This window comes from Paenibacillus sp. FSL L8-0435, assembly GCF_037965655.1.
Lineage (GTDB): Bacteria > Bacillota > Bacilli > Paenibacillales > Paenibacillaceae > Paenibacillus.
In genome coordinates this window covers 2,003,368-2,027,642 of sequence record NZ_CP150185.1, presented here as the reverse complement: position 1 = coordinate 2,027,642, position 24,275 = coordinate 2,003,368, and the positions used below count along the sequence as shown (strand labels likewise).

The window sequence follows — 24,275 nt, the reverse complement described above, 5'->3', positions numbered from 1 at the left end:
ATAAAGCAGGAGTCTATGTTCGCCAAGTGCGAGCATAGACTCCTGCTTTACTGTTTTTTATTTCTGTTCTTTCGTCCATTGCAGCGTATCGTTGTCAATCACAATATACCCTTTTTCCTCACCTTGCACATAAGATAATGCCAATCTCATCAGGTCAGGTTCTAGTTGGCATGTGGTAACACATGTAACCTGGTCAATATGATCCGCAGGCAGGCACAACGTCAGAATACCCACTTTTCCCGAGAAATCAGTCTTGCCCTGGATGACCGATGTTTCCGACTTGGAACCATACACCTCAGATACCCAGCCGGGCTGCTCCGTCAACGCGAAGGCTCCCTTCCCGATGCCTGCCGTAACCCATTGCATCGTCAGCGTTATGGAAGATGCCTCATAGCTCATATCCGCCGTCATTTCTCCAGCTTCATTCATCCTCAACGCAATATCCGCTTGCGGATGCAGGTGAAAACGTTGCTCCAGAGTATGCTCTGCTTCTGCCTCCAGCCAATCCACAATTAGTAGTATAGGAATCTCCACCCCTGCCAGCATCCACCGGCGATGTGTAACTGGATCTGGCAAATGTGTATATCCATCCTGCGAAGCATCAATGAAGTGATAGCTGTCATTGCTCTCCCAACGTAACGTTGTGGCCTGAGCCTCCGGTTCACCCCATTGCTGTGTGGAGAGATAAGGTGTCTGATTCAGACCATCCACCGTGACGGTATTGTGCGCCCGCGTACTTTTGAAATACCGACGCCATTCCCCTTCTTCATACGTGTAACGTCCGGTGTCCGTGAAGAAAAGCTGGTTCTTCCACATCCACTCCACATTCAGCGCATCTGCATGTCCATGTGCTCCGCCCATGGCAGCCGCATCAAAAAAAAGATATTGATACTTGTCCCTCATAACATAATATCCTGTCTGCGGAAAAGCCCGGCTCGACAAAGCCGGAGAAGAAGAAGCCTGTAGACGGAGGCATCGCTCATATTTCTCCACACCCAGCAACCAGAGACACTCCGAGCTATCCGTTCCGCGAGCCATCAAATCATCATCGTCCAGGATCGCTCCAAGCAGGGTCAGTCGTTGTCGTCCATCGCCAACCCAATCCGAATCACCAATACCGGTAGACTGGTGATCTGGTCGAATCAGCGCCTCAGTAAATGCTGCCATTTGGCGTAGACAGCTGGCATACCATTTCGAGAAAGGATGTCCTGAAATCTCACCCAACCGATAAGGCGTGCCAAACATCTCGATGCTGGCATTGTGGTAATGTGTTGTCAGTTCAACCTGTATTCCCTCTTCACCCAACTGATGCAGCAAACACAGCTCAAGACGTTCCATCGCCACTTGACGCCAGTGTGGACTTCGCGGGTGCTGGTGGTAGAACGTAGCAATCATGAACAAGCCTTGCATATGCATAATGGCATGATTGATTTCCGTGCTGCCGAGGTAACGGGTCAAAAACTCGGCGTGCTCTTCCAGACCTTGTCGGAACTCCGCCTGAAAACCTTCGTCTATCAGTGAACTCGCTTCCATATATTTATATGCCGATATCCAGGACTGCACACGTAGTCCCGTCTCCAGCAGGCGCCACGGACCGGGTCTTTGAAAGAACACAGCCTCGTCATAAACCAGATTTACAGAAACCGGGTTTTGCTGTCTCCAGCTACGGAAGTGGTCAATAAATGCTGTTACATATAGCGGATTGCCCTTCATCAGATACGCCTTGCCCAGATCGAGCATATGCCAGTGTCGATTGATGCCCCATGTGAACTCCAGATCATTGGTCGGGTTGTCGAGCCAGTCCACAGGTGTCCCCATCGGAATCCAGCGATTCAGATCGTTGGTATAAGGAACGATAAATTCATTCAGGATGGCACGATTGGCAATCGTGAGCGAATTTCGGGCTTCTTCCGGAAAATGTTTTTCATAATATTGGGCAGCCCGTTGCAGATCCGTTGCCGAAAGGTAAAAATCGCTCATTGGGACGCCTCGAGGAAATCCTGACGGAATGGGGTAAACACATCCAGAATGACGGAGTCCTCCAGGGCCTTGACCCCATGCGGAACGTTAAAACCGGCATAAAAGCTGTCCCCTGCTTTTAAGATACGAGTTTCTTCACCGACCTGTACCTCAAAGCTGCCTTTGACGATATAGCTGACTTGCTCGTGCGCATCATGAGAGTGAACTTCTCCAATACCACCTTTAGCAAAGGTAACCTCCACCATCATTAATGTACCGCCCATGCCCAAGATCTTGCGGGAACTCGTTTCGTTTATGATATATGCATCGGTAGACGCATGATTAATAATCATTTTGCTTTTCCCCTTTCCTTGTGAATAAGCGACCGAAGTAGTTAAACCACGGCCGCTATGAACGTTTATTAGTCTTCTGTGGACAATTTACCCTGAAGCTTGGAAGAATCGAACGATGGATCAGCAGTTATGTTGGTCAGCCCTGCCGCTTTGGTTTTCTCCAGAGCTGCATTGTACCTTGTATCCAGATCCTTGATCACAGCATCGAGATCGCCACCCGTGAATACAAAGATTGAAAAAGCCTCACCCCATTTGGTGCCTTCCAGTGAACTCTCGGTCACCACACTTGGATTTGCCGGGAAAATGGCATCATATCGTTTGGGCAGGAAACCTTCAATGCCCGGAATGCTTGGTTTTTTGTCAGAGCTTAGTACAGCAGGAATCAGTGAGATTCCGTATCCCTTTTCGTAATACTCACTCTGAAGATCTGTGCTGTACACATACTCCATAAACTTCCATGCCGCTTCCTTATTGGCAGAATCTGCATTGATGCCGATGTAGGAGCCCCCGATGACTTGCGAAGCGCCCTTGATCGTTCCATCATTTGTTGGCACAGGAGCCGCTGCCCAATTTTCTTTGGTAGGAAACTGATCTTTATATACCCCTGGTTCGCCGGAGTGATTAATGTACATTCCAATTTTTCCTTGTGCAAACTGGGCTCTGAGTGGATCGATGTCCAGACTTTCTACCCCTGGCAGCATACTGCCATCCTGATTCATCTGACGGAGTGCCATTGCGATATCCTTGTACATCCCAAAATCAAATTGGCCAGTCTTGTAGTTGTAACCATCAATACCAACATTACTGCTTGCACCTGCGATCGTATTGGCTGCTCTCCAGAAGCCGCTGCTGCTCTTGAACGGGCTGGCAAAACCATAGATGCCTTCACTTTTACCAACTTCGGTAATTTTTTTGGCATCCGCAACCATCTCAGCCAACGTTTTTGGCGGACTCTCGATCCCTGCTTTTTTGAAAATATCCTTGTTATACACAAGCCGCCAGACCTGCCCTGTATTGGGGAGGGAATATATTTTTCCATCAATCGTGTTTTTATTTTCAATCAAGCTGTCTTTAAACACGGCCTTCATCTCATCACTCATGTATCCATCGATCGGGGCGAGATACCCCTTCTGATAATACGTCTGAAAATCATTAACTTGCAGCACATCGGGTGCCTGCTTGCTGGCAAAAGCAATATCGACCGCCTGTGGGTAGTTGTCCCCCATCACGGTCATCTCCACTTCAATGTTGTCCTTGTTCGTCTGGTTGAACTCATCGATCTTGGATTTCATAAAATCAGCATCATGGCGGTCCGGTGTCCAATATATGATTTTGGTTTTCCCTCCGGCATTCTCCCCGCTGGTCCCCGATTCGCTATTTGCCGAAGTACCACTGTCAGCAGAACAACCTGCCAAACTTAGCGCCAGCAATGCACTTAGCGTAGTCACCATCCACTTTTTAACCATTGATATGCCCCCTTATGCTTGTCTGGACAACCCGTTTGGTTATCCGTTAACGTAATGATAATCGCTAAGCTTTCATGCAAGTGAGGGACATTCTGACTTTGCATGGTGGGAAAAATGACGATCCGTATCGGGTTCAATTCTCATACATTTGCCGGAAGCAGGTTGGCGTCATGCCGCAATATTTCTTGAACAAACCGCTGAAATAAGGCCTGTCCTCATAACCCAGCCTCTGGCAGATCTCTTGCACCTGTACACCTGCAACCAGCAACTCTTTTGCTTTTTCCATCCTCATCTTAGTAATATATTGAATCGGCGTTATGCCCGTTTCCTTTTTGAAGGCATTGGCAAAATAACTCGGACTTAAATGCACGGATTGGGCACAGGCATGCAGCGTCAGATTTTCTGCAAGATTCAGACTGATATATTCCTGTGCTTTGCTAATCGCCTGTTTGACATCGGTGAGTCGCTTTTTGTCCATAATCTCGCATCCCATACTGCTAAAATGCTTGATATATCCCCTCCAGCCCTCAAATGTCAAGGAGCGCATCGCCTCAAGCACTGTCAGGTCGGCCTCCAGACGCAAGCGTTCCTCTGCTGTAATCTCATCACAAAAGGCACGGTAGATGGCAAAGGCCAGTCCAGACAACAAACGAATCATCGTGAGCGGCTCGGGAAAACCTTCGGAAACCTGCCATTCTTCGAGAATTTCATCAATGATCCGGTGACAAGTGCTCTCATTACCACATTTCAGTGCGTAAAAAAGCTCTTTTTCCTTCTCCAAAGGATATACCGGGGCCACACAGGCCTGATTCTCCAGTTCAGCATACTTGAGGATGCAATTTCCTTCACTGTAAAAACGATAGGATATCGCCTGATCTGCATGTGCGTAGGACGTCCAGATTTCCTGTGGTCTGTGGGCAATCGTACCCACACCAATCGAGACTGTTTTTTTGCTGAATCGCTCCACATTTTGGCGGCATTGCTCCAGGAGCTCGGAGACATCGATCTGACTTGGTGTGTTAAATATGGCGGCAAGCCGGTATCGGTTTTCCCGTAAAACAACGCCCTTGGTATAGCGGTTCAAGGTTTCTCCCACAATATTTTGGACCGCAAAAGGAACGATTTCGGCATCCAGATGCATCGTGTATCCATATCGCGTATAACCATCCACCTCAATGACCATCACGAGAAGATTGGAGGAATCGAGATCAATATGCAGCTCGTTCCAGCGACTTTCATTCAGGAAGCCCCCGATTTCATGACGCAACAAACCCAGGAGATAGCTGTGACGCTCGTACTGGCTGCTGCTCTCCACCTTCTGCTCCAACTGTTCCAACTGTTTGCACTGTGCCTGCTCTTCCTTAATCACCTGTCTTACCTTCAACACCGCACCGAGTATTTCTTCAGGGGTAAACGGTTTGAGCAAATAGTCGGATGCCCCCAGCTTGATGGCTTCCTGTGCATATTGGAAATCCGAATAACCACTGATGAAAATAAATTTGGCTCGCAGTCCGGCATCCAATGCCCGCTTCATGAGGTCCAGTCCGCTCAGCTTGGGCATCCTGATATCACTAATCACGATGTCGGGTTGCTGCTCCAGCAACAAGGACCAACCGAGCTCTCCATTGCCCGCCGTGCCTACAATCCGAACCTGATGATCTTCCCACGGAATAGTTGAGGATATGCCTTTTACAACTGCCTGGATATCATCCATAACACACATCGTCAATTGGCCCATACTGCCCCTCCTCAGGTGATCGGAATCGTGATAACAACTGTTGTCCCTACATCTGTACTGCTATGAAACACAATCGAGGCCACATCCCCGTAGTGCAGGCTTAGTCTGCCATGGAGATTGGATAGGGCATAACCTTTGCGTCCCCCGTCAGGAGCATCCTCAGCAGAGATGCTGGCTACATCCATCCCACATCCATTGTCAGCCACCTCCAGCCGTAGTGTGTTACCCTGACGATCAATGCGGATCAGGATAACGCCCATATCTTCTTTGTCATTGAATCCATGCAGGATGGAATTCTCGACCAAGGGCTGAAGCAATATTTTTAAAATATCAACAGCGTAACAAGAGGGGTCCCCCACCTCAATTCGATAAACGAACAGATCCTCATAACATTTTTGCTGAAGCTGCATGTATTGTTCGACATGTTTGATCTCCTGCCCCACACTGGTGATGTCTTTCCCATCATTCAGTCCCAGACGGAATAACAAGGATAAGGAGACGATCATCTCACTTACATCCTTCTTCTCTCCGCTCTCACTTTTCCAGAACATTGTATTCAGCGTATTGTAGAGGAAATGAGGATCAACCTGCGCCTGAAGCGCCTTGACTTCAAACCGCCGTTTGTCTTGCTCTGTTGTCCGTACTTCTTCAAACAGAACCTGAATCTGGTCCAACATCCGATTGAAACGATGCCCTACAGCGCTGACTTCATCGTCATACTTGCTGCGAAACCGTACATCCAGATCATTGGACTCCACCTCAACCATCAGGCGTCGCAGTTTGTTCAGTGGCTTCAGCAGAGCGGATGCCAGTAGCCTGGACAACCCAAGTGCGAGCAAAATGCAAAACAACATGATCAGGATGATCAGCCAGCGTATCTTTTGGAGGGGGGACAACAAGTCAGCCTTGGACTGTACACTTACCATGACCCAATCCTCGTTCATCGACAATGCCGAATAGTTAACAAGCATGTCCTCCCCCTGATCGTTCCTATAGGTAAAATCTCCAGCATCGCCACGGCTAAACTGTTGGGTAAAGTCCGGCTCCATAATGAAATCGTAATTTCGGGACCTGGGTCGAATGACTTCATTTCCGTTTTTGTGCAGCAAAAACAGTTGAATCTGGTTATTCATGAGATCCTGCGTCAGAATGTCTCGCATCGCCTCTTCCTTCATATTGACGACCATATATACATTCGAATAGGTATGATTATCGATCACAATGGGTTTGAGCAACAGAGATAACACATTTCCTTGGGATTGGAACAGTTCACTCTGATGTGAACCAAACCACATCGTATTCCAGCCTTGCAGCTTCACGTAGCGTCCGTATTCCCTGTCGAACGGGTTATTGCGATTCGGAAAATCTTTGGTCGAGAAAAAATCACCGATGGGTGTTGTCAGATATGCGGTATCAATCAGTGGCTCTACGAGCTTCAATTGAGCAAACGATGTTTGCAGCAGCGAGAGATTCTGATAATAATGAGATGTGTTATTTTTCCCCACGTCCTTCATGACCTGGGTGAATGCTTCATTGAGCATAAAAGAAAAAGAGGATACAACAATATGCCTTAGATGTTCATCCATAACCTGCACTGATTTGTTCAGAATGCTTTGTTTCAGTTCAAGTGCATTCTGCTCAATGCTTCGTGCAGCAAAGAGATAAGAGCATATCCCGGTCACACTGATGCACAGGACAACGAGAAAAATGTACAGCAGCTGTATTCTTTTTTTCAGGGACATTTTATAAAAGTCGAATATCATCGGCGCTCGCTCCTTGAACACGGCTTGGCCCGTCCGCTGTGAATTAAAATGAGTATAGCACAGTGGAATAACCCGTAAAACCGTTTCCATGATTGTGCTCACGCCTATCCTTTCACAGCTCCCAAGGTCACCTGCATGAATGATTTGTTGGCAAAAATATAAACGATGAGCAGCGGCAAAATGGACAGACAGGCTCCGGCCATCATCAGTTGGACCTCAGCCGCAGCTCCGATGCCATATCGCAGACTAGCCAGCCCAACCGGCAAAGTCTGCAAATCCGGATTGCTCATGGTGAACACAAAAGGAAGAATATATTCATTCCAAGAACTCTGGAATACACCCAGACCTGCAACGGCGAGTCCGGGCCGCAGGAGCGGAAGAATAATTCGCCAGTATGTGGTGAAGAAATTACAGCCATCAATCATCGCCGCTTCATCCAGTTCGCGCGGGATGCTCTTGAAGAAACCAATGAGAATAAAGTATGTGGCAGCGTGTGCGCTGATCAGTATAATAATAACGCCCCACAACGTGGTATTCAGCCCCAGCTTAACCATGAGGTCAAATTGCGGACGCAGCACAACCGCGCCTATGGAAATAAACAGAGTGGATGCCATGAGCAAGGTGTACCCCTTTTTCCCTTTGAAATTCACTCGATCCACAGCGTAGGCTGACATCGAAGCTACCAGCAACGTGCCAACTGTTGTACTGATGCTAACAAACACGCTGTTCATCGTAAAACCCGAAAAATTGGCGGTTTTCCAAGCCTGAGCATAGTTGGAGAACTGCCAAATCTTCGGCCAGATGGTAGCCCCTCCGGTCAATTCCTGGTTTGTTTTGAAGGAACCGAGCAATACAAGTATGATGGGGAACAACGACAGCAGAGCAATTGCGATCAAAAACAGCCAAAGTACCGTTCGTTTGGTCCAGCGAATGAGTTGGGGAGACCCTGAGGGCGCAAGCACATTTTGAGTCATCATCGTTTCCTCCTGATTAATTTATACGTGTTCAAAAAGTCTGTTTTTCATTTTAATAGACATCATTGAGCTTTTTGGATATACGGAAATAAATGAGCGTCACAGCCCCTACGATGAGAGCCGTTGTGAAACCAACCGCACTGCCATAACCGAGCTGCTGGAGTGATTGGGTGTCAGCCGACACGGGAAACAACAGTTTAAACAAATACAGATACATCACCTCTGTTTTGCCATACGGCCCTCCTTCGGTAAGCACCATAATACTCTCGTAACCTTTCAGCGCCGTGGTAATTGCCAGCATGATGATCATCTGCAAGACTGGACCCAGCAATGGAATTGTTACATTCCGCAGTTTCTGAAACTCACTCGCTCCATCCAGCGATGCCGCCTCATAAAGCTCTTCGGGAATGCTCTGAAGACCCGCAATGAACAACAACATATAGTTGCCCACAGCCCCCCAGATGGCGATGATGATGGTTGTTAGCATGGCATGTTCAGCCCCCAGCCAGCTAATGGATTCGGAGATCACATGATACTTGAGCAGCAATTGGTTCAATATTCCGTTATAAGAGTTGAAAATAATAAAGAATACAATCGCCATGACCGAAGCACTAAAAATAGTGGGGAGATAATAGATCGCCCTAAAGAGGGATCGCCCTCTCCATTTGCGATTCAGAATAATCGCCAGAGTTAACGACAGTGGAATTGTAACAACGAGTTTGCCCAGGGCGTACACACCCGTGTTGCCTACAGAATCCCAGAATTGCCCGTCACGCAAAATGCGTCCAAAATTATCAAGCCCGATAAAGACAGGCGTCCCGATGCCTTGATAATCATAGAACATGTAACGCAGCGCCCATAACAGCGGATAGATCCCAAATACAAGGGTTAAAAAAAGACTTGGAAAGATGAACATATAGGCATGTATTTTGGATGGTTTCACCAGAATCGGACCCCCTATAGCTTTTGAATGAAGTATAGAGGGAATATGGAGGTAGGCGGGATAGGGAAATCAACTTTTTACAGGGGAGAATGTGACTGCATGACCATACAAAAAAACCTGTATTCAACGAATTTCCGTTGAGTCTACAGGTTCATATCATGCGGTTCGTAATCTTAAATCTCAGTATACGTATGTAGCGTATAGGCTACTCTGCTTCATCATACAGACGCAGCAGTTCTGTAAAATCAGAGATGAGCACATCTGAGCCCGCAAGCTCCTCATCACGGCCAAACCCGGCATAAGCACAGCCGATGACCGCCTGACCGTTCATTTTACCAGCTTCCACATCAGAAGAGCGATCCCCTACCATCCATGCGTCCTGAATACGATGTTTCTCAAGCAGGATCTGCACCAGATTAATCTTGGAAGGAGTCTTGTACTGGCCTGCACTGTATACCCCTTCAAAGAAAGGCATAATCTCGTGTGCAAACGCCACACCCTTCACATAGTCCTCCAGCCCGTTACTTGCGACAAAAAGACGCACTCCTTGTTGTTTTAATGCTTGCAGTGTTTCTTTCACCCCAGGATACAATTGGGAACTTCCTTGATCAAGCCCCTCAATCTCCAGTTGAAGCAACAGTTCGTCTGCACGGCGATGTGCCACTTCCGATGCCTCAGGCATAACCACTTTCCATATATCCTCGAGCAACATGCCCAAACTTCCCAGCATCCGTTCCTCGGGTGGAGTTTCTCCTTCAAAATGCCCTTCGGCACGCAATGTATCAAATAGTTGCTGGTAAGCTGGCAACAACAGGGTCTCTGTCTGGAACAGCGTACCATCCATGTCAAAAATCATCGCTTCCGGTTTGAGCAATACCTTCTCTTTATTCATGTCCAATGTTCCTTTCGGATTGGGATATTGTATATGTAATTGGAATCGTTCCCTTCCCATGATAAACATAACGTTTGAACGTGTAAACCAACGATTGTAAAACATCATCAACCCCAACCTTATACAACATAAATCAAACGTTATATTATAGTTAAACGAACTATATACAAAAGAAGTTTCTTTACGTATAATACTAAAAAATAGTTCTTTAGACACCTAATCTAAAGACCTACAATTGTCATATTTCCGGTTTTTTCGACAACTACATATACCCCATAGAGAGGAATAACAAACATGAAAAAGCGAAAGACCTTTAAGATTTTTTATAAGATCGGATTAGGATATTTACTCGTACTGGCTGTACTGGCTGGTTGCATCCTGCTGATTCAGAACAGCACAAGTCAGCTCCAACGGGAACTGGATTTTCTGGTCGATCACGATATGAGGGTACACGCCCTCACCTATGAACTCGAAAGAAACATGGTAGATATGGAAACAGGTCAACGCGGTTACATCATCACGGGTCAGGACAATTATCTCGATCCCTACACCCAAGGAAAAGCGCAACTTATTACACTCAGAGATGAACTTGCTGCTTTAATTTCGGATAATCCGGCTCAACTTGCACTTTTGGAAGACATACATACTAATATGGAGAACTGGGTCCAGATCGCTGGTGAACCTGTGGTCGCTCTTCGTCAAGCCAATAATACTCAGGCCATTCGAGATTTTTTCGCAGATGATCCAGGTAAAAGAGACATGGACCAGATTCGGACTGCTCTCGATACGTTTCGAACCAACGAGCATACGTTAACCGATAACCGTACAGAAGCACTGAAGCAAAAAAACACACTACTGAACCTGGAACTGTATGGGGCACTTATCGTTGTGGCCATTATCTCGTTCATCACTGCATTGGTCCTGTCACGTGCCATTGTTAGAAACATCCGTACCGTGAAGCAGGCATTAAATGACATCGGTTCTTCCAATGGTGACCTGACACTGAGAATCGCTACGCCAATGAAAGACGAAACTCGTGAACTCGCGGAGGCAGCCAATACAATGCTCACTGGTTTGCAGCAAATGATGCTGGACGTTCAGAGCAATGCCATGATTCTGAGCAAAGCTTCGGATCGATTGGATAAAGGCGTTGCCGATAGCCATCTTGCAGGAAAAGAAGTTGCCACTGCCATGGAACGTGTGGCTGAAGGCGCTGATGAACAGGTTGCTCTTACGCAAACCATGGTAGCTGCGATGCAGCAATCCCTCAATGGCCTTAATCGTGTCGCCTCCTCGGCAAGTGACGTGGCAGGCCGTGCAGTTCGTACCGAATCCATTGCCGTGGATGGGCAACAGCGCATTGATAATGCTGTAGGTAAAATGAGTTCCATTGAGCAATCCTTCCTCTCTGTACAGGAAGCCATTAATGAAATTTCGAAGATGTCTGATCAAGTGATCAACATTGCAGATTCAATGTCGGGTATTGCGAGACAAACCAATCTGCTTGCACTTAACGCCGGAATCGAAGCTGCCCGCGCTGGGGAAAATGGACGCGGCTTCGCTGTTGTTGCCGCGGAAATTCGTAATCTTGCAGACCAAAGTGCAACATCAGCCAAAGAAATTACAAGTATATTGGAAACCGTGGTAGCAGGTGTTCAGAGTACGGTGCAGGTGGTTGATGAGAGTACTCTACATGTGAATGAAGGGTTGCGGACCATTGAGGATGCAGGTAATGCTTTTTCAACCATTACTCAGCATATTCATAACCTCAGCGGTGAAGTTTTGGAGGTATCTGCTGTTGTCGAGGAGTTAACTTCCGGTAGTGAGGCTGTGATGAAGTCCATCAATGAAGTATCGGCTGTTGTGGAAGATACTGCATCAGCCACGGAAGAAGTATCTGCGATGACGGAGGAGCAACTTGCTTCCCTGCAGGAAATGTCTGACACGTCCAAGCAGTTGAATGAAATGTCGGATACACTTGATCAGCTGGTTAAGCGATTCAAGCTGGCGTGACCTGAATCAACATACAACATAACGATAGAATGTCTATGTAGCTCTATTTTGCGCCAAAACACAGGAAAGAAGCATCGCAGACAGGCACACCTGGGCCACTGCGATGCTTCTTGGTGTTACGGAGAGCTGATACATTTAAAGGTACAGCAGGCACTTCGAAATGAAAAAACCTGACACTCCTTTTCTTATCCTGATTGTTCCGTGTTCCGTAACGCTTCCAGTATCAATTGTGCCTGATACCCATCGTTAAAGTCATATATCTTAGCTGGTTTGCCTTGTATACGTGCAATCACATGTTTAAGAACCGGCAATTCACTGGCGGACTCAAGCACTTCCACAGGAGAAAGTGGCTGCCCCACCATGCCAGTCTTCAATTCTTCCCAATTTTCCAGCGCAATCGTGCCTTTTGTGCCATACACCACCATGGATACACGTTCTTCCCCCGCAAATTGAGAGATGCCGTTCAGCTGAATTCGGATTCCGTCTTCCAGTTCCATTGCAGCCTGCACTTCTAGTTCACAGTCTCCATTATCAGGATATTGAACCTGGGTGCTCACTACCCGGATGGCACCAAACACCTTTTGAATCATATGAATCCAGTGAATCCCCACTTCAAGAATAAATCCACCCTGCTCCCGGCTTGTAATCCATGCATTCTGTTGCCATGATCGTGGCCACTGCGGGAATTGCAAAATGAGATCTATTTTGCGAATGGCCCCCACAGTATCCTGCTCAATCATCTCTTGCAACTTCAGCACGGAAGGTTCATGCGGCATCGAGAAGTGGATGGCATGAACAACGCCCGCTTTTTGCGCTGCATCCAGCATCTTTTTGGCTTCTTCTATACTATTGGCAAGCGGTTTCTCGCAGAATACATGAATTTTGCGCTCCAGCGCCTCCATGACAACCGGATAATGAAATTTCGGCGGAACTGCAATATACAACAGATCAATCTGATGTTCATTCATCAATTGCTTGTAATCCGTATACGTCCTAACTCCCCGATGAGAAGCTGCAAAAGACGCCAAACTTTCCTCATTCGCATCACACACCGCAACAATCTCAATCTCCGTGTCCATCTTTGTATTCTCGATGAGATGAACCATATGTAATCCCATTTTACCCAGCCCAATCAGAGCCATCTTGATGACTGTCATTCCATCCCCTCCCAATTCCTTTCCAGTATAGCAGAAAGCAAAGAATTGCGAATGCGATGCGTTGATACGAAAAAAGATAAATCCCTAGCTTTCAAGTCGCTATTAGAGACTGAAATTCATCATTGTTAGTCATATTTTTACATTATTTGTAACTTCGTAACAACCGGGTAATTCGTTCCAGGGATATATAACCAATTGTTTTCACTTTATCCAGCATCACTTAAAGCGTTACCAACTTAAGAATCAGGAATTTAGACTCACAAATACAGGTTGACAAAAAACCACAAAAAAAGATACTCTTCCTAATAACAATGAATATTTCCTCTTACAACCTTAGATAGTAACTTGCATTCAACAAATGGAATATGCGTATGGTTCTAATAACCTATTTCATGAAGCGAGGTGTCCCGCATGAGAACAGTTGCGGACTATTTGGCAGAAACTCTGCGTAATCTAGGCGTTACTCATGTCTTTGGTATTATTGGTAAATCCATCTGCCCTGCTGTACTGAAAATGGTGGATTACGGATTAGAGTTCATTCCAGGCCGTCATGAATCCAGCTCAGGTTTTGCCGCATCCGGCTATGCATTACAGACGGGTAAACTCGGCGTTGCCTTTGCCACATCCGGTCCAGGCGGAACTAATCTGCTTACTGCAGCAGCCCATGCAAAGGCCAACAATCTGCCCGTTCTATTTATTACGGGTCATCAATCCATCCAGGAACTGGGGCTACCTCAGTGCCAGGATTCCTCTTCCTATCTGGCTGATCTAGCCGAGATGTTCCGGCCTGCCACATTATTCAGTAAACTCGTTGAGCGTGGAGATCACTTCGGCACCCTACTGAATCATGCCTTATCCATTGCCCTTGGTCCGAATAAAGGCCCTGTTCACCTCTGTCTTCCTTTTGACGTACAGACTGAATTGTTATCGGAATGCCGGATTATCATTCCCGAACCGGAACCTCTTTTTAGTATATCTAACCTGAATCGTATTTTCCCTCTCATTCAACAATCCAACCGCCCTTTAATTATTGCTGGTAAAGGTGTAAGTCGTGCCAGAGCCCATGATGAATTGCTTCAATTGGCCGAATCGTTCAACATTCCTGTCATTACTACGCCTGGTGGAAAAGGAGCGATTGCGTGGGACCATCCCCTGTACCATGGACCTTGTGGTGTTGGAGGTTTCCCACATGCAGACGACATGTTGAACCAAAGTGACCTTTATATTGTACTCGGTTCACGTCTGAGTGATATGACCCTATGCAATCTGAAACCTGAGAACCACCCGGCACACCTCATTCAATTTGATACTGATCCTACATTTGTGGGTAAGATTCTGAGTGCTCAAACCTTACATATCACCGGTGATTTGAAGGACAACATGCAATATTTGCTGGGCACATTAGAAGACCTCCCTACTCCTGTGAGAACCACGGCACCCATCGATTACACTGTCCCTTTACCAGATCTGCCCCACCTGTCTCTGGCTTCTGTGCTGGAAGGGATGAGTGATCTGCTTCCGTACGATCATAAGCTTTTTGTTGATGATGGCAGCCACGGATTTCATGCGGTCCAGCGATATAAAGTCAAGAAACCAGGCAGCTTTGTGTTTGACGCTTACTTTGCCTGCATGGGTAATGCCATTGGTATGGCGATAGGTTCAAAGGCCGCTTCACCTGAAGAGACCGTCGTATGTATCACCGGGGATGGATGTTTCATGATGCTGGGGACGGAGATCCATACCGCGGTATGCAACAATCTGAACGTCATCTTCATTGTTGTTAACAACAAACAACTGGACATGGCACTCAAAGGAATGGAAAAAACAACAGGCAGGATCGATGGCACCTTATTTGAGGTTCCCATGGATGCAGCCAAATTCGCCGAATCTCTGGGAGCTGTCGCTTTCCGGGCAGAGACACATGAAGAATTCTCATCTGCGCTGAGCACAGCCCAAACGTTGAATCAGGTGACTGTCATTGAGCTTCTGACTGATCGAGATGAAATTCCACCTACGGCTCACCGCACCGTAACTTTGAATTAGGAGGAGCATATCATGAGCGAACATGTAGCTCAGGGCCTGGACCGTTTTGCTAAACTTTCTGGTGAGTACGGCGCAAGAGCCCTTGCACCAATCAAGGAGCATTTTCCCGAATTATCTGAATTTATTATGGGGACAGCATATGGGGATATTTTTCAGCGCACCACCATTTCGGATCAATGGAAGGAAGTTGCTATCATATCTTCGTTGATCACCCAAGGACAGTATGAACAACTAGGCGTGCATTACACGATGGCTCTAAGCGTGGGAGTGACGGTGGATCAGCTCAAGGGAATATTGCTACATCTGGCACCATGTGTGGGTGCTCCACGCATTATTAGTGCATTTAATATTTTGCTTGCCACTCTAGACGAAATACAGTAATTCACTTTTCTACATTTTTATACATGATTCGACTTTTTTATTGATCTTTTTACATTCCTACCTTTATAATATGGTTAAATTATCCTTCGAACCAGCTCGCATCTTAGAAGCTTTCGGCAGAGGCCCAATGGGCTGTGTATCCACTAACAGGATAGCCTTAACTCATTTAAAGGAGAGAGATCAAGCATGGGAAATTTCATTCTGAAGACTGACGTTTCGAACAAGGTGTTAAACATTGAACTGGAGGGTTCTTTCTCTCAAGAAGACGGTTTGCGTTCCATCTCGGCCTATCAGGATACGATCGCTCCTATTAATACCAAGGAGTATAACCTGAACATTGATTGCAAAAAGTTGAATGTTACGGCTCCGGAGATTGTGCCTCTTCTGGAAGGATGCCTTCAAATGTTCAAAAAAGATGAATATAAAAAAATCGTATTGACCCTCGAGAACAACGCGATTCTAAAAATGCAGTTGTCCCGGCTCGGCCGGTCAGTCGGTCTGGACAATCTCGAAATCATCTCTACCGTTACCACTTAATAAACCAGGCGGACAAGCTGAGAATTCACCCTTCCGCTCAAGAGGAGAATGAAGATGGCCGGAATTCGTATTGTAGATATCGATATCTATCATCCAGCAACCAAGGTGCACAATGACTTTTATATTGAACATTTTGACGCAAGAGGTGTAGATATTCGAGGATTGTTAAAGGCACTTGGTCGTGATACACGTTATAAAATTGACAACGATGACGAAAACTCACTAAGCATGGCCTTTGAGGCAGCCAGTAACCTACTGAAAAAAACCGGACTCACCGGTGCAGATATTGATCTGATTGCTTATGCAAGCCAAACGCCAGAATACATCTTTCCTACGAATTCCTTGATGATCCATCGCCTGATTAACGGAGCCTCTCATACGATCTGCATTGACAGCAACGCCAACTGCGCAGGCATGACAGCAGCTTTCGAACAGGTTAGCCGGCAGATGCTGGGCAATCCTCGCATTCGTCGTGCCTTAATCATCGGCTCGGATTACGTGGCTCCTCACGCCAGCCCGGACGATCCCGTATACTTCGCCAATTTCGGTGATGCAGCAGCGGCGGTTATTGTGGAGCGGGATGAACAAGCTGTCGGTTTCATTGATTCAATCTATCAGACGGATACGTGTGTGTATGGTAATTCGCTATTTCCTGCAGAAGGCCTGGCTAAACTGGGCAAAACGGGTGTAGATGCGGGTGCTTTTCATGTGAAATTCATACCATTCGATGATTCCATCTGCGTGGATGCCGCTTCTGAGTCCATCCGTACCCTGTTAACACGCAACGAGATTACACCAGACGAGATCAAAGCCGCCTGCTTCTCTCAACTATCCATTAGTAATATTCGGGCTGTATCCGAGAATGTCGGCATTGCTGATGATATTGCCGTCTACATTGGCGATGAATTCGGATATACCTCAACCAGCAGTCCATTCATTGCATTGCATCGGGCGGTTACAAGCGGTCAGATTCAGCGTGGTGACAAAGTGTTGTTCTGGACGGTTGGAGCCGGGTGGCAAAATGTAGCCATGGTGGTAGAATACTAGGCTAGCCTTTTTCGCCATCATATCTTTATTCAGCAGAATAATAACTAGGACGATCCCTTTTATTTTAATTCAAAAAGGATCGTCTTTTTATTTGAACGGAATCCTCACTCCACCACGTATACTGCTTCTGGCTTTATTAACTAACTCATAGTAATTAACTCAAAGCAAAAAGCAGCCCTATCGGACTGCCAGACTTCTGCTTCTATACCAAACGTTCAGAAAATCTTCTTTGTCTCGCGATCGTCTTTCAGGATCTCTACAGCCTCCCGGAAACGCAAGGAATGCACGATCTCCCGTTCCCTCAGGAATTTCAGACTGTCCTGCAGATCCACGTCATCCGTCATGTCGATCAACCATTGGTATGTAGCCCGGGCCTTCTCTTCCGCTGCAATGTCTTCGTACAGATCCGCAATCGGATCACCCTTGGCTTGAATATACGTAGCGGTAAACGGTACACCTGCTGCATTGCTGTAAAAAAGGGCCTTATCATGATTAACGTAGTGAGCAGCCAGCCCGGCTTGCTCCAGCTGTTCAACTGTAGCATCTTTAGTCAGCTTATAGATCATGGTTGCAATCATCTCGAGGTGGGCAAATTCTTCTGTTCCAATGTCGTTTAACAGGCCGATAATTTTGTCTGGAATCGTATAACGCTGGTTCAGATACCGCAGAGCAGCTGCCAATTCCCCGTCTGCTCCACCATACTGCTCCATCAGTAATTTGGCCATATGAGGGTCACATTTACTCACTCGAACGGGATATTGTAGCTTTTTCTCGTATACCCACATTGCAAGACTCCTCCTTTAACGTTTATACCTGCCAAGGCCATGGTGTCTGGGACCACTCCCACGGATATTTCGAGAAGGCGTGACCAAAATTCATCAGCGGTCCATACAGCTGTTGAAACTCATGAGCTACCCGCATTCGCTCCTGGCTGAACTTGTTGTACTGCTCAATGCTTTGGAAGTCACCTGGATGGGTATCCAGGTACAGATTCAGTTCCACTAACACGAAGCCCAGCGCCTGAAGTTCTTCCAGCAACTCGTAGTATTTTGCATCACAGGCTTTCGGTGCTTCAGGTTCCATCTGCCTCCACCTTCCTCTCCTTTGATTTCTTGGATGTGTAAGGGCTATATAATGCAGGCCATAATGTTCCCAGTCTCAACGCTTCTGCCGGACTGTATTGCGGCCAACCCATGGGCTGGAAAGGTATAAACAACTGCGGTGGAACAAGATACGTGCGGATTTCCATCGGTTTGCAAGGATCAAACGGCCCCACAAAAGGAGCATAGGCTCGAAGCTGTGGATCCTTCACTCGAAACGCCTCCTTCAACGATGTTTACGTGCATTCCCCATACCATTCAAACCATTGCTTCCCGTCTCTACATGTATATGTTTCAGTTCTACAGGTTAATCCCCATTTATCCAAACTTCATAAAGGAATTTCTCATGCCAACTTCACTCTCAATCAAAAAAGACCTTTGGAAGCACCTCTTACGGCACTTCCAAAGGTCTGTATTTCGTAAAATGAGTAATATGTTCACACTTGCTCATCTCACTCATCATCAGATTACTACAAAATCTATTCTACTGGTTTTTCTTCCGAATTCATGTCTTGAGGAACAGATTGCTTGTACACGCGAACCCGGGTAATTCGCAAACGAGTGGACTCCTCCACTTCAAAGACGTATCCATTCAGCTCCCGAGTTTTGCCCTTGGCTGGACTACCTCCAAGCTCTTTAAACAGCCATCCGCCAATGGTATCCACTTCTTCATCCTCAATGATGGCTCCGGTCCACTTATGAACTTCTTCAATAAGCGAACGACCATCAATGGAAAACGAATCACCACTGCGTTCCATATGCGGACGCTCATCCTCAAATTCGTCATACAAATCTCCAACGATCTCTTCCAGAATTTCTTCCGCAGTCAGCAATCCAGCTGTGCCGCCATATTCATCCACAACTAGCGTCATCTGTGAATGTTTCTTCTGCATGAGACGCAGCACATGGCTGATTTCCATGGATTCAGGAACGTTTAAGATTGGACGAACAAGTGAAGCCAGATCATGTTGTTGCTCCGGTTTAGCCAGCAACAGATCGGTGATGTGTATGAATCCGATGATCTCATCCTTGTCTTCTACTGCTACGGGATACCGGGAATGTTTGGTTGCATTAATGATCTCCAGGTTCTCTTCCAAAGACATATGCGTGTACAGACAATCCATGTCTGTACGTGGCAGCATCACTTCACGTGCCAGCATATCGGAGAAATCAAAGATGTTGTCCATCAGTTTGATCTCATCTTTATCGATGACACCACTTTTGGCACTCTGCTTCATCAGAATTCGAAGTTCATCTTCCGAGTGAGCTTCTCCTTCACTGGCAGGTTCGATACCTGCCAAACGCAGCAATGCATTGGCCGATACATTCAGTACCCAGATGAACGGGAAGAAGATTTTGTAGAACAACAGCAAGGGTGCAGATAAGAACAATGCCACTCCGTCTGTTTTTTGAATTGCCAACGATTTAGGTGCAAGCTCACCCAGCACAATATGCAGAAACGTAATGATACAGAAACCGATAATGACCGACACGGTCGAAATAAGCCCTGTATCTCCTACACCGAGCTTAAACATGAGAGGCTCAACGAGCAATTCAGAGATGGCTGGTTCTCCCAGCCACCCGAGTCCAAGTGATGTTAATGTAATCCCGAACTGAGTTGCCGATAGATAGGAATCCAGTTTACTATTCACCTTCAGTGCATAACCAGCCAAACGGTTTCCTTCACTCTGCAATTGAGTTAAGCGTGTCTGCCTTACTTTCACAAGGGAAAATTCCGCTGCAACAAATACGCCATTCAAAAATACGAGCAAAAAGACACAGACCAGATTAAATACCAGCTGTCCAAGATGAAATTCAGTATGAATATCCAAGTTGAAACTCCCCTTTTCTATCTATTTCAGGAATACACCTGGAATATCAACGTGTGATTGCCTTTCTCGATTTGAAATCCACACCCTTGTAATACATATCTGCCACTAGCAGGTTTGGTCCGCAACAGGATGCAATATCGCAATGGCAATTGACCGTTTGATTCAACGGATGTTCAGCTGACCATTCATGAAACACATCATCCAGTTTACGATCACGAATGTTGCCAAACGCCGGGATATCCGCAAAATCCGTCACATACACATTACCCGTGAACATGTTGACGTTAACACGGTTGCGTCCGTCCGGATCGTTACGTACCGTCACATTGGGTTCGCTGTATAAACGGTTGATCAGTTCCCGATCCTGCTCTGCTGCACTGCACGCGAAGAATGGCAGGGTCCCGAATAACATCCAAATATCTTTGTCACGCACATCAAGCAAACGATGAATCGCTGCTCTCATATGATCCAGTGATAACACGGGCAGTGACGAAGCAAAGTTCGAATTATACATCGGATGCACTTCATGACGGACACAGCCCATCTCTCGAATCAATTGGTGAATACCATCCAGCTTGTCGTGCGTACGGAAGTTAATCATCGATTCTGCAGAGATAAACATGCCTGCTTCACTCAGTTTGCGTGAATTTTCAATCATTTTCTCATACATCTTCACCGCTACTTCACGTTTCACAGGTCTGCCACTATTCGCAAATCCAACTTGATGGAAATCGTCAGCATTCAGATAGTTGAATGAGATATGCATAACGTCCAGATAAGGTAAAAGTTGCTCATACCGGCTGATATCCAGCGTTAAATTCGAATTGATCTGGGAACGAATTCCACGTTCCTTGGCATATTTGAGCAGCGGGATAATCATCTCATCCACTGTTTTCTGGCTAAAGCTTGGCTCGCCACCCGTCAGACTAATCGTCTGCAGATGCTCCACTTCATCCAATCGTTTCAGCATCAGAGGAAGCGGAAGAGCCGGCGCCTCACGCATCGTAAGCATATCTCCCACGGCACAATGCTCACACCTCATATTGCACAGATGTGTCACGGTCATTTCTACACTGGTCAGCACATGGCGTCCATATGTACGCAGAGAGCCGATCGGATCCCACGGATCATTCGTTGGCGATAAAGGCATCGGTTGTACCGATCCTGAGTTTAGCATGGTCATTGTTCTTCACCTTATTCCTTTTATTAACCTAAAAAGTTTTATTTACATCATACCTTGTGTTTCTCTTTTTGGAGTTATCTTTTATCATAGCACAATTTTGAATGCTCCGGCATACGTAGACCCTGTCCATTACATGACAAAAAACGCTCAGGCAACTCTGGACCGCATTGCGAAACGGCCCGGATATTACGACATGAGCGCTAATCAACTTTCAAGTAGTTCAACTTTCCACCTGTTCACTTTGAGCCACTGAAGGTGTATCTTCCACACCCTCTACACCTGTGATCATCACAGACAGTGCTGTAGACAGGTTAATTTCATAAGGCGAAGATAAAGTCTGGCCGTCCGCATCTTTTAGAACACGGATAAGTGGACGTTGAGGAACACGTGAATGAATTGATGCAACTACCCCGACCTCTCCTGTACTGAGCTTGACTGAAATACCTACCGGGTATATCGCGACACAATCCCTGAACTTCTCCAGCATCCGTTGTTCATAGAGGGTTCCTGAACCTGTATACAACACCTCTACTGCCTGATGCGGCAGCAAGGCTTGCTTGTACACCCGATTCGTTGTCATGGCATCATACGAATCAGCAAGCGCAATCCATTTGGCATATTCATGAATTTCATTGTCTTTCAAACCAAAGGGATATCCACTGCCATCAATTCGTTCATGGTGCTGCAATGCACAATGCGCGGATAGAAGCGGTATACCTGGTTCATCTTTGAGAATACGGTGTCCATATGTAGTGTGCTGCTGAATGATTTTGAATTCCTCGTCACTCAATCTGGAGGGTTTATGCAAAATTTCTGGTGCAATCTGTGTTTTGCCGATATCATGCAACAAAGCGCCCAGACCAATCTCCATTAATTGCTGGCGTGTGTAACCCGAAGCGACACCAAGAACCAGCGTGTACACACATACATTCAGAGAATGGTTATATAGGTCAAAATCGCTGGAGTTCATGTCCATCAGCATAATCATGGCTTCCTTCTGACTGCCGATGTCTTCCAGAATCGCATTCATCACACCACTAAGCGCTTTACCGAAATGAGGAATCCGATTTTTGGTTTTCAGTCCTGACATACTCTGAAATTGCTGTTTGATCTCGACCAGTGCTTTCCTTCGGGTCTCTTCCTGCAACATTTCAGGAACGATGATGTCCTCTGTCACAGCATCTTTAATATACACATAACCGACTCCGAGATCCTTAAGGCGTCCAATCAATCGACTGGTTAGCTCTACATCCTCACTAAGTAATACAAGGCCTTCTTCACTATAAATACGTTTCCCCAGCTTCATGCCAGGCTGCAATAAGTTTATATGTACTAAACGCACAGCCTATCCTCTCCCGCTCCGTAGATGTAATTACCACTAGCCGCCGCTTCAGCAGAAGGCAAGTACTTTAAATTTAGCTTTGATGCCAGCGGGCTCGCAGGCTGTCGTCCAGAGCCCCTGGTCGTTTTATTTCCGTTTCCAGCAAATCGCGTATGAATTCCGGAAGATGATAGAGCGTACGGGTTCCATGAGCAAGAGGAGGATACCCCACATTGAACGTAAACATGTCCAGTGTTCCAACGATATACTCACATTGTTCTTCCATAGGCTCCCCATTGATGGATATGGCCTGGATTTTCTCATACGCTGGCGCATCTGGATTGTATTGAACTTCCATTCCGTCCATACATAACGTGCCTAGAATATGACCACGAAAACCAAATCCCACAATGGGCTTACCTGAAAACTCGTCCAACAAGGACTGCTCAAGTGCTTCACGAATATGACTTCCACTCAAGCATATTGTACAAGCATTTATAGGAGATGGACATAGGGAATGCAACATTCCTTTTGTAATATTTCCTTGTGGAAGCTCTCCGAGAAGCTGACCTGCATTCACCAGAGACAGCTGTGCCCCCGTGAAATGACGGACAGCTTGTGCAAGCAATGTTGCAAACGGGGATTCCCGATCATACGTGATAGGCAGCACCCGATCCGTTATCACTGCCGTCTGATTGAGTGTTCTTTCGGCTTCCGTACGATTCGCAGCGATTGCCAGCGCAACCTGATCATCCAGTAACATACTCTTGGCAGCCATACAACCGCTACTTACCAGTTGGAGAGGTTCTCCCACATTTGTTCGTTCCAGAACCACTTTCCCAAGCCATTGGCCAAATTTTCCAGCCCCGCCCAACACGGTCTGACAAATGACTAAAGGCTCTTCGAGAACATGATGGGTATGCCCACCGAGAATAACATCAATTCCAGTAATCTGCTCCGCCAGTCTCCGATCTGTCGAAAGTCCCAGATGTGAAAGAATAACCACCACATCCACTTCATTACGTAATGCTTCCACTTGAACTTTTAATGATTCCACAGGGTCCAGAACATCCCACCCGAGCAGTTCGTAAAACGTGGTAAAAGGGGCCGTTGCCCCCAGCAGACCAACGCGAAATGGACCTTTCTCCACAATCAGAGAAGGTTTCATCCACACTGGTGCAAGTCCAGTATCTTGCTCCACAACATTGCCGCATACCACAGGACACAGAAGTCCAGCGTAGGACTGCGAGAGCTGATCTGGCGTAAAGGTTAGACCTTCGTTGTTACCGATTGTAATGGCATCGTAGCCCGTCAGGTTAATAACATCAACATTAGCCGTACCCAGTGTTCCTTCTGTGTCAACGGCCATCCGGTCCATATGATCGCCAATATCCAGTACTAGAAAGTTGCCACCTTGGTCACGTTCTTCATTAATCATAGCGGCGATGGTGCTCATGGAGCCGAAGTGGCTATGGATGTCATTGGTGTGCAGAATCGTTAACGTTTGCTTCTCCCTGGTGCTCATCACACCGCCTCCCCTGCTCTTCAATAAACGTTCATTCTTCTAATGGAT

At 46.5% G+C, this 24,275-nt stretch carries 21 protein-coding genes; 5 read left to right on the top strand and 16 right to left on the bottom strand.

Annotation, left to right across the window (positions count from 1 at the left end):
- Positions 1–57 precede the first annotated feature (57 nt).
- The 8 genes from NST33_RS09320 to NST33_RS09285 all read right to left on the bottom strand — a co-directional run bounded on the left by NST33_RS09320 (position 58) and on the right by NST33_RS09285 (position 10,088).
- The gene (locus NST33_RS09320; RefSeq protein ID WP_339307689.1) at positions 58–1,980 is read right to left on the bottom strand and encodes an alginate lyase family protein; all 1,923 of its coding nucleotides are present in this window, start codon (positions 1,978–1,980) and stop codon (positions 58–60) included.
- Positions 1,977–2,312, bottom strand: coding sequence for a cupin domain-containing protein (locus tag NST33_RS09315; RefSeq protein WP_339183643.1), 336 nt, complete (start codon positions 2,310–2,312; stop codon positions 1,977–1,979). The genes NST33_RS09320 and NST33_RS09315 overlap by 4 nt, the downstream gene beginning before the upstream one ends.
- A gap of 68 nt (positions 2,313–2,380) precedes the next feature.
- Complete coding sequence (locus NST33_RS09310; RefSeq protein WP_339307687.1) at positions 2,381–3,778, bottom strand: sugar ABC transporter substrate-binding protein; 1,398 nt, start codon at positions 3,776–3,778, stop codon at positions 2,381–2,383.
- Between the two features lie 133 nt (positions 3,779–3,911).
- Complete coding sequence (locus tag NST33_RS09305; protein WP_339307685.1) at positions 3,912–5,516, bottom strand: helix-turn-helix domain-containing protein; 1,605 nt, start codon at positions 5,514–5,516, stop codon at positions 3,912–3,914.
- Between the two features lie 11 nt (positions 5,517–5,527).
- A complete protein-coding gene (locus NST33_RS09300) occupies positions 5,528–7,279 on the bottom strand; it encodes a sensor histidine kinase (protein WP_339307683.1) in 1,752 nt (583 codons plus the stop codon).
- Between the two features lie 104 nt (positions 7,280–7,383).
- Positions 7,384–8,253: a carbohydrate ABC transporter permease gene (locus NST33_RS09295; protein ID WP_339308654.1), complete on the bottom strand. Its 870-nt coding sequence runs from the start codon at positions 8,251–8,253 to the stop codon at positions 7,384–7,386.
- A 52-nt stretch (positions 8,254–8,305) separates the two neighbouring features.
- A complete protein-coding gene (locus NST33_RS09290) occupies positions 8,306–9,196 on the bottom strand; it encodes a sugar ABC transporter permease (protein ID WP_076209116.1) in 891 nt (296 codons plus the stop codon).
- A gap of 205 nt (positions 9,197–9,401) precedes the next feature.
- Entirely contained in the window at positions 9,402–10,088 is a 687-nt protein-coding gene (locus tag NST33_RS09285; RefSeq protein WP_339307681.1) for an HAD hydrolase-like protein, read from the bottom strand.
- 294 nt (positions 10,089–10,382) lie between these two features.
- Between NST33_RS09285 and NST33_RS09280 the strand changes: the two genes are divergently transcribed.
- Complete coding sequence (locus NST33_RS09280) at positions 10,383–12,101, top strand: methyl-accepting chemotaxis protein (RefSeq protein ID WP_339307679.1); 1,719 nt, start codon at positions 10,383–10,385, stop codon at positions 12,099–12,101.
- 185 nt (positions 12,102–12,286) lie between these two features.
- Here NST33_RS09280 and NST33_RS09275 read toward each other — a convergent pair whose 3' ends face one another.
- A complete protein-coding gene (locus NST33_RS09275; RefSeq protein WP_339307677.1) occupies positions 12,287–13,258 on the bottom strand; it encodes a Gfo/Idh/MocA family oxidoreductase in 972 nt (323 codons plus the stop codon).
- A gap of 411 nt (positions 13,259–13,669) precedes the next feature.
- Between NST33_RS09275 and NST33_RS09270 the strand changes: the two genes are divergently transcribed.
- From NST33_RS09270 to NST33_RS09255, 4 genes are all read left to right on the top strand, one after another.
- Positions 13,670–15,301: a thiamine pyrophosphate-binding protein gene (locus NST33_RS09270; RefSeq protein ID WP_339307675.1), complete on the top strand. Its 1,632-nt coding sequence runs from the start codon at positions 13,670–13,672 to the stop codon at positions 15,299–15,301.
- Between the two features lie 12 nt (positions 15,302–15,313).
- Complete coding sequence (locus NST33_RS09265) at positions 15,314–15,682, top strand: carboxymuconolactone decarboxylase family protein (RefSeq protein ID WP_339307673.1); 369 nt, start codon at positions 15,314–15,316, stop codon at positions 15,680–15,682.
- Positions 15,683–15,868: 186 nt separating this feature from the next.
- Positions 15,869–16,219, top strand: coding sequence for a hypothetical protein (locus tag NST33_RS09260; protein ID WP_339307671.1), 351 nt, complete (start codon positions 15,869–15,871; stop codon positions 16,217–16,219).
- Positions 16,220–16,273: 54 nt separating this feature from the next.
- The gene (locus NST33_RS09255; RefSeq protein WP_339307669.1) at positions 16,274–17,266 is read left to right on the top strand and encodes a 3-oxoacyl-[acyl-carrier-protein] synthase III C-terminal domain-containing protein; all 993 of its coding nucleotides are present in this window, start codon (positions 16,274–16,276) and stop codon (positions 17,264–17,266) included.
- 215 nt (positions 17,267–17,481) lie between these two features.
- Here the strand turns inward: NST33_RS09255 and NST33_RS09250 are convergent, their stop codons facing one another.
- The 7 genes from NST33_RS09250 to NST33_RS09220 form a co-directional block, all read right to left on the bottom strand.
- Positions 17,482–18,051, bottom strand: coding sequence for a manganese catalase family protein (locus tag NST33_RS09250; protein WP_339183622.1), 570 nt, complete (start codon positions 18,049–18,051; stop codon positions 17,482–17,484).
- Positions 18,052–18,073: 22 nt separating this feature from the next.
- A complete protein-coding gene (locus NST33_RS09245; RefSeq protein WP_339307667.1) occupies positions 18,074–18,349 on the bottom strand; it encodes a spore coat protein CotJB in 276 nt (91 codons plus the stop codon).
- A complete protein-coding gene (locus NST33_RS09240) occupies positions 18,339–18,578 on the bottom strand; it encodes a spore coat associated protein CotJA (protein WP_179088483.1) in 240 nt (79 codons plus the stop codon). The genes NST33_RS09245 and NST33_RS09240 overlap by 11 nt, the downstream gene beginning before the upstream one ends.
- 267 nt (positions 18,579–18,845) lie before the next feature.
- Positions 18,846–20,198, bottom strand: coding sequence for a hemolysin family protein (locus tag NST33_RS09235; protein WP_339183617.1), 1,353 nt, complete (start codon positions 20,196–20,198; stop codon positions 18,846–18,848).
- 46 nt (positions 20,199–20,244) lie between these two features.
- On the bottom strand, positions 20,245–21,381 hold the full coding sequence (yfkAB, locus tag NST33_RS09230; RefSeq protein WP_221823102.1) for a radical SAM/CxCxxxxC motif protein YfkAB: 1,137 nt from the start codon (positions 21,379–21,381) through the stop codon (positions 20,245–20,247).
- A gap of 220 nt (positions 21,382–21,601) precedes the next feature.
- On the bottom strand, positions 21,602–22,723 hold the full coding sequence (locus NST33_RS09225; RefSeq protein WP_339307664.1) for an HD-GYP domain-containing protein: 1,122 nt from the start codon (positions 22,721–22,723) through the stop codon (positions 21,602–21,604).
- Between the two features lie 73 nt (positions 22,724–22,796).
- Positions 22,797–24,227 (bottom strand): 5'-nucleotidase C-terminal domain-containing protein, encoded by a 1,431-nt coding sequence (locus NST33_RS09220; protein WP_339307662.1) that lies wholly within the window; start codon positions 24,225–24,227, stop codon positions 22,797–22,799.
- Positions 24,228–24,275 lie beyond the last annotated feature (48 nt).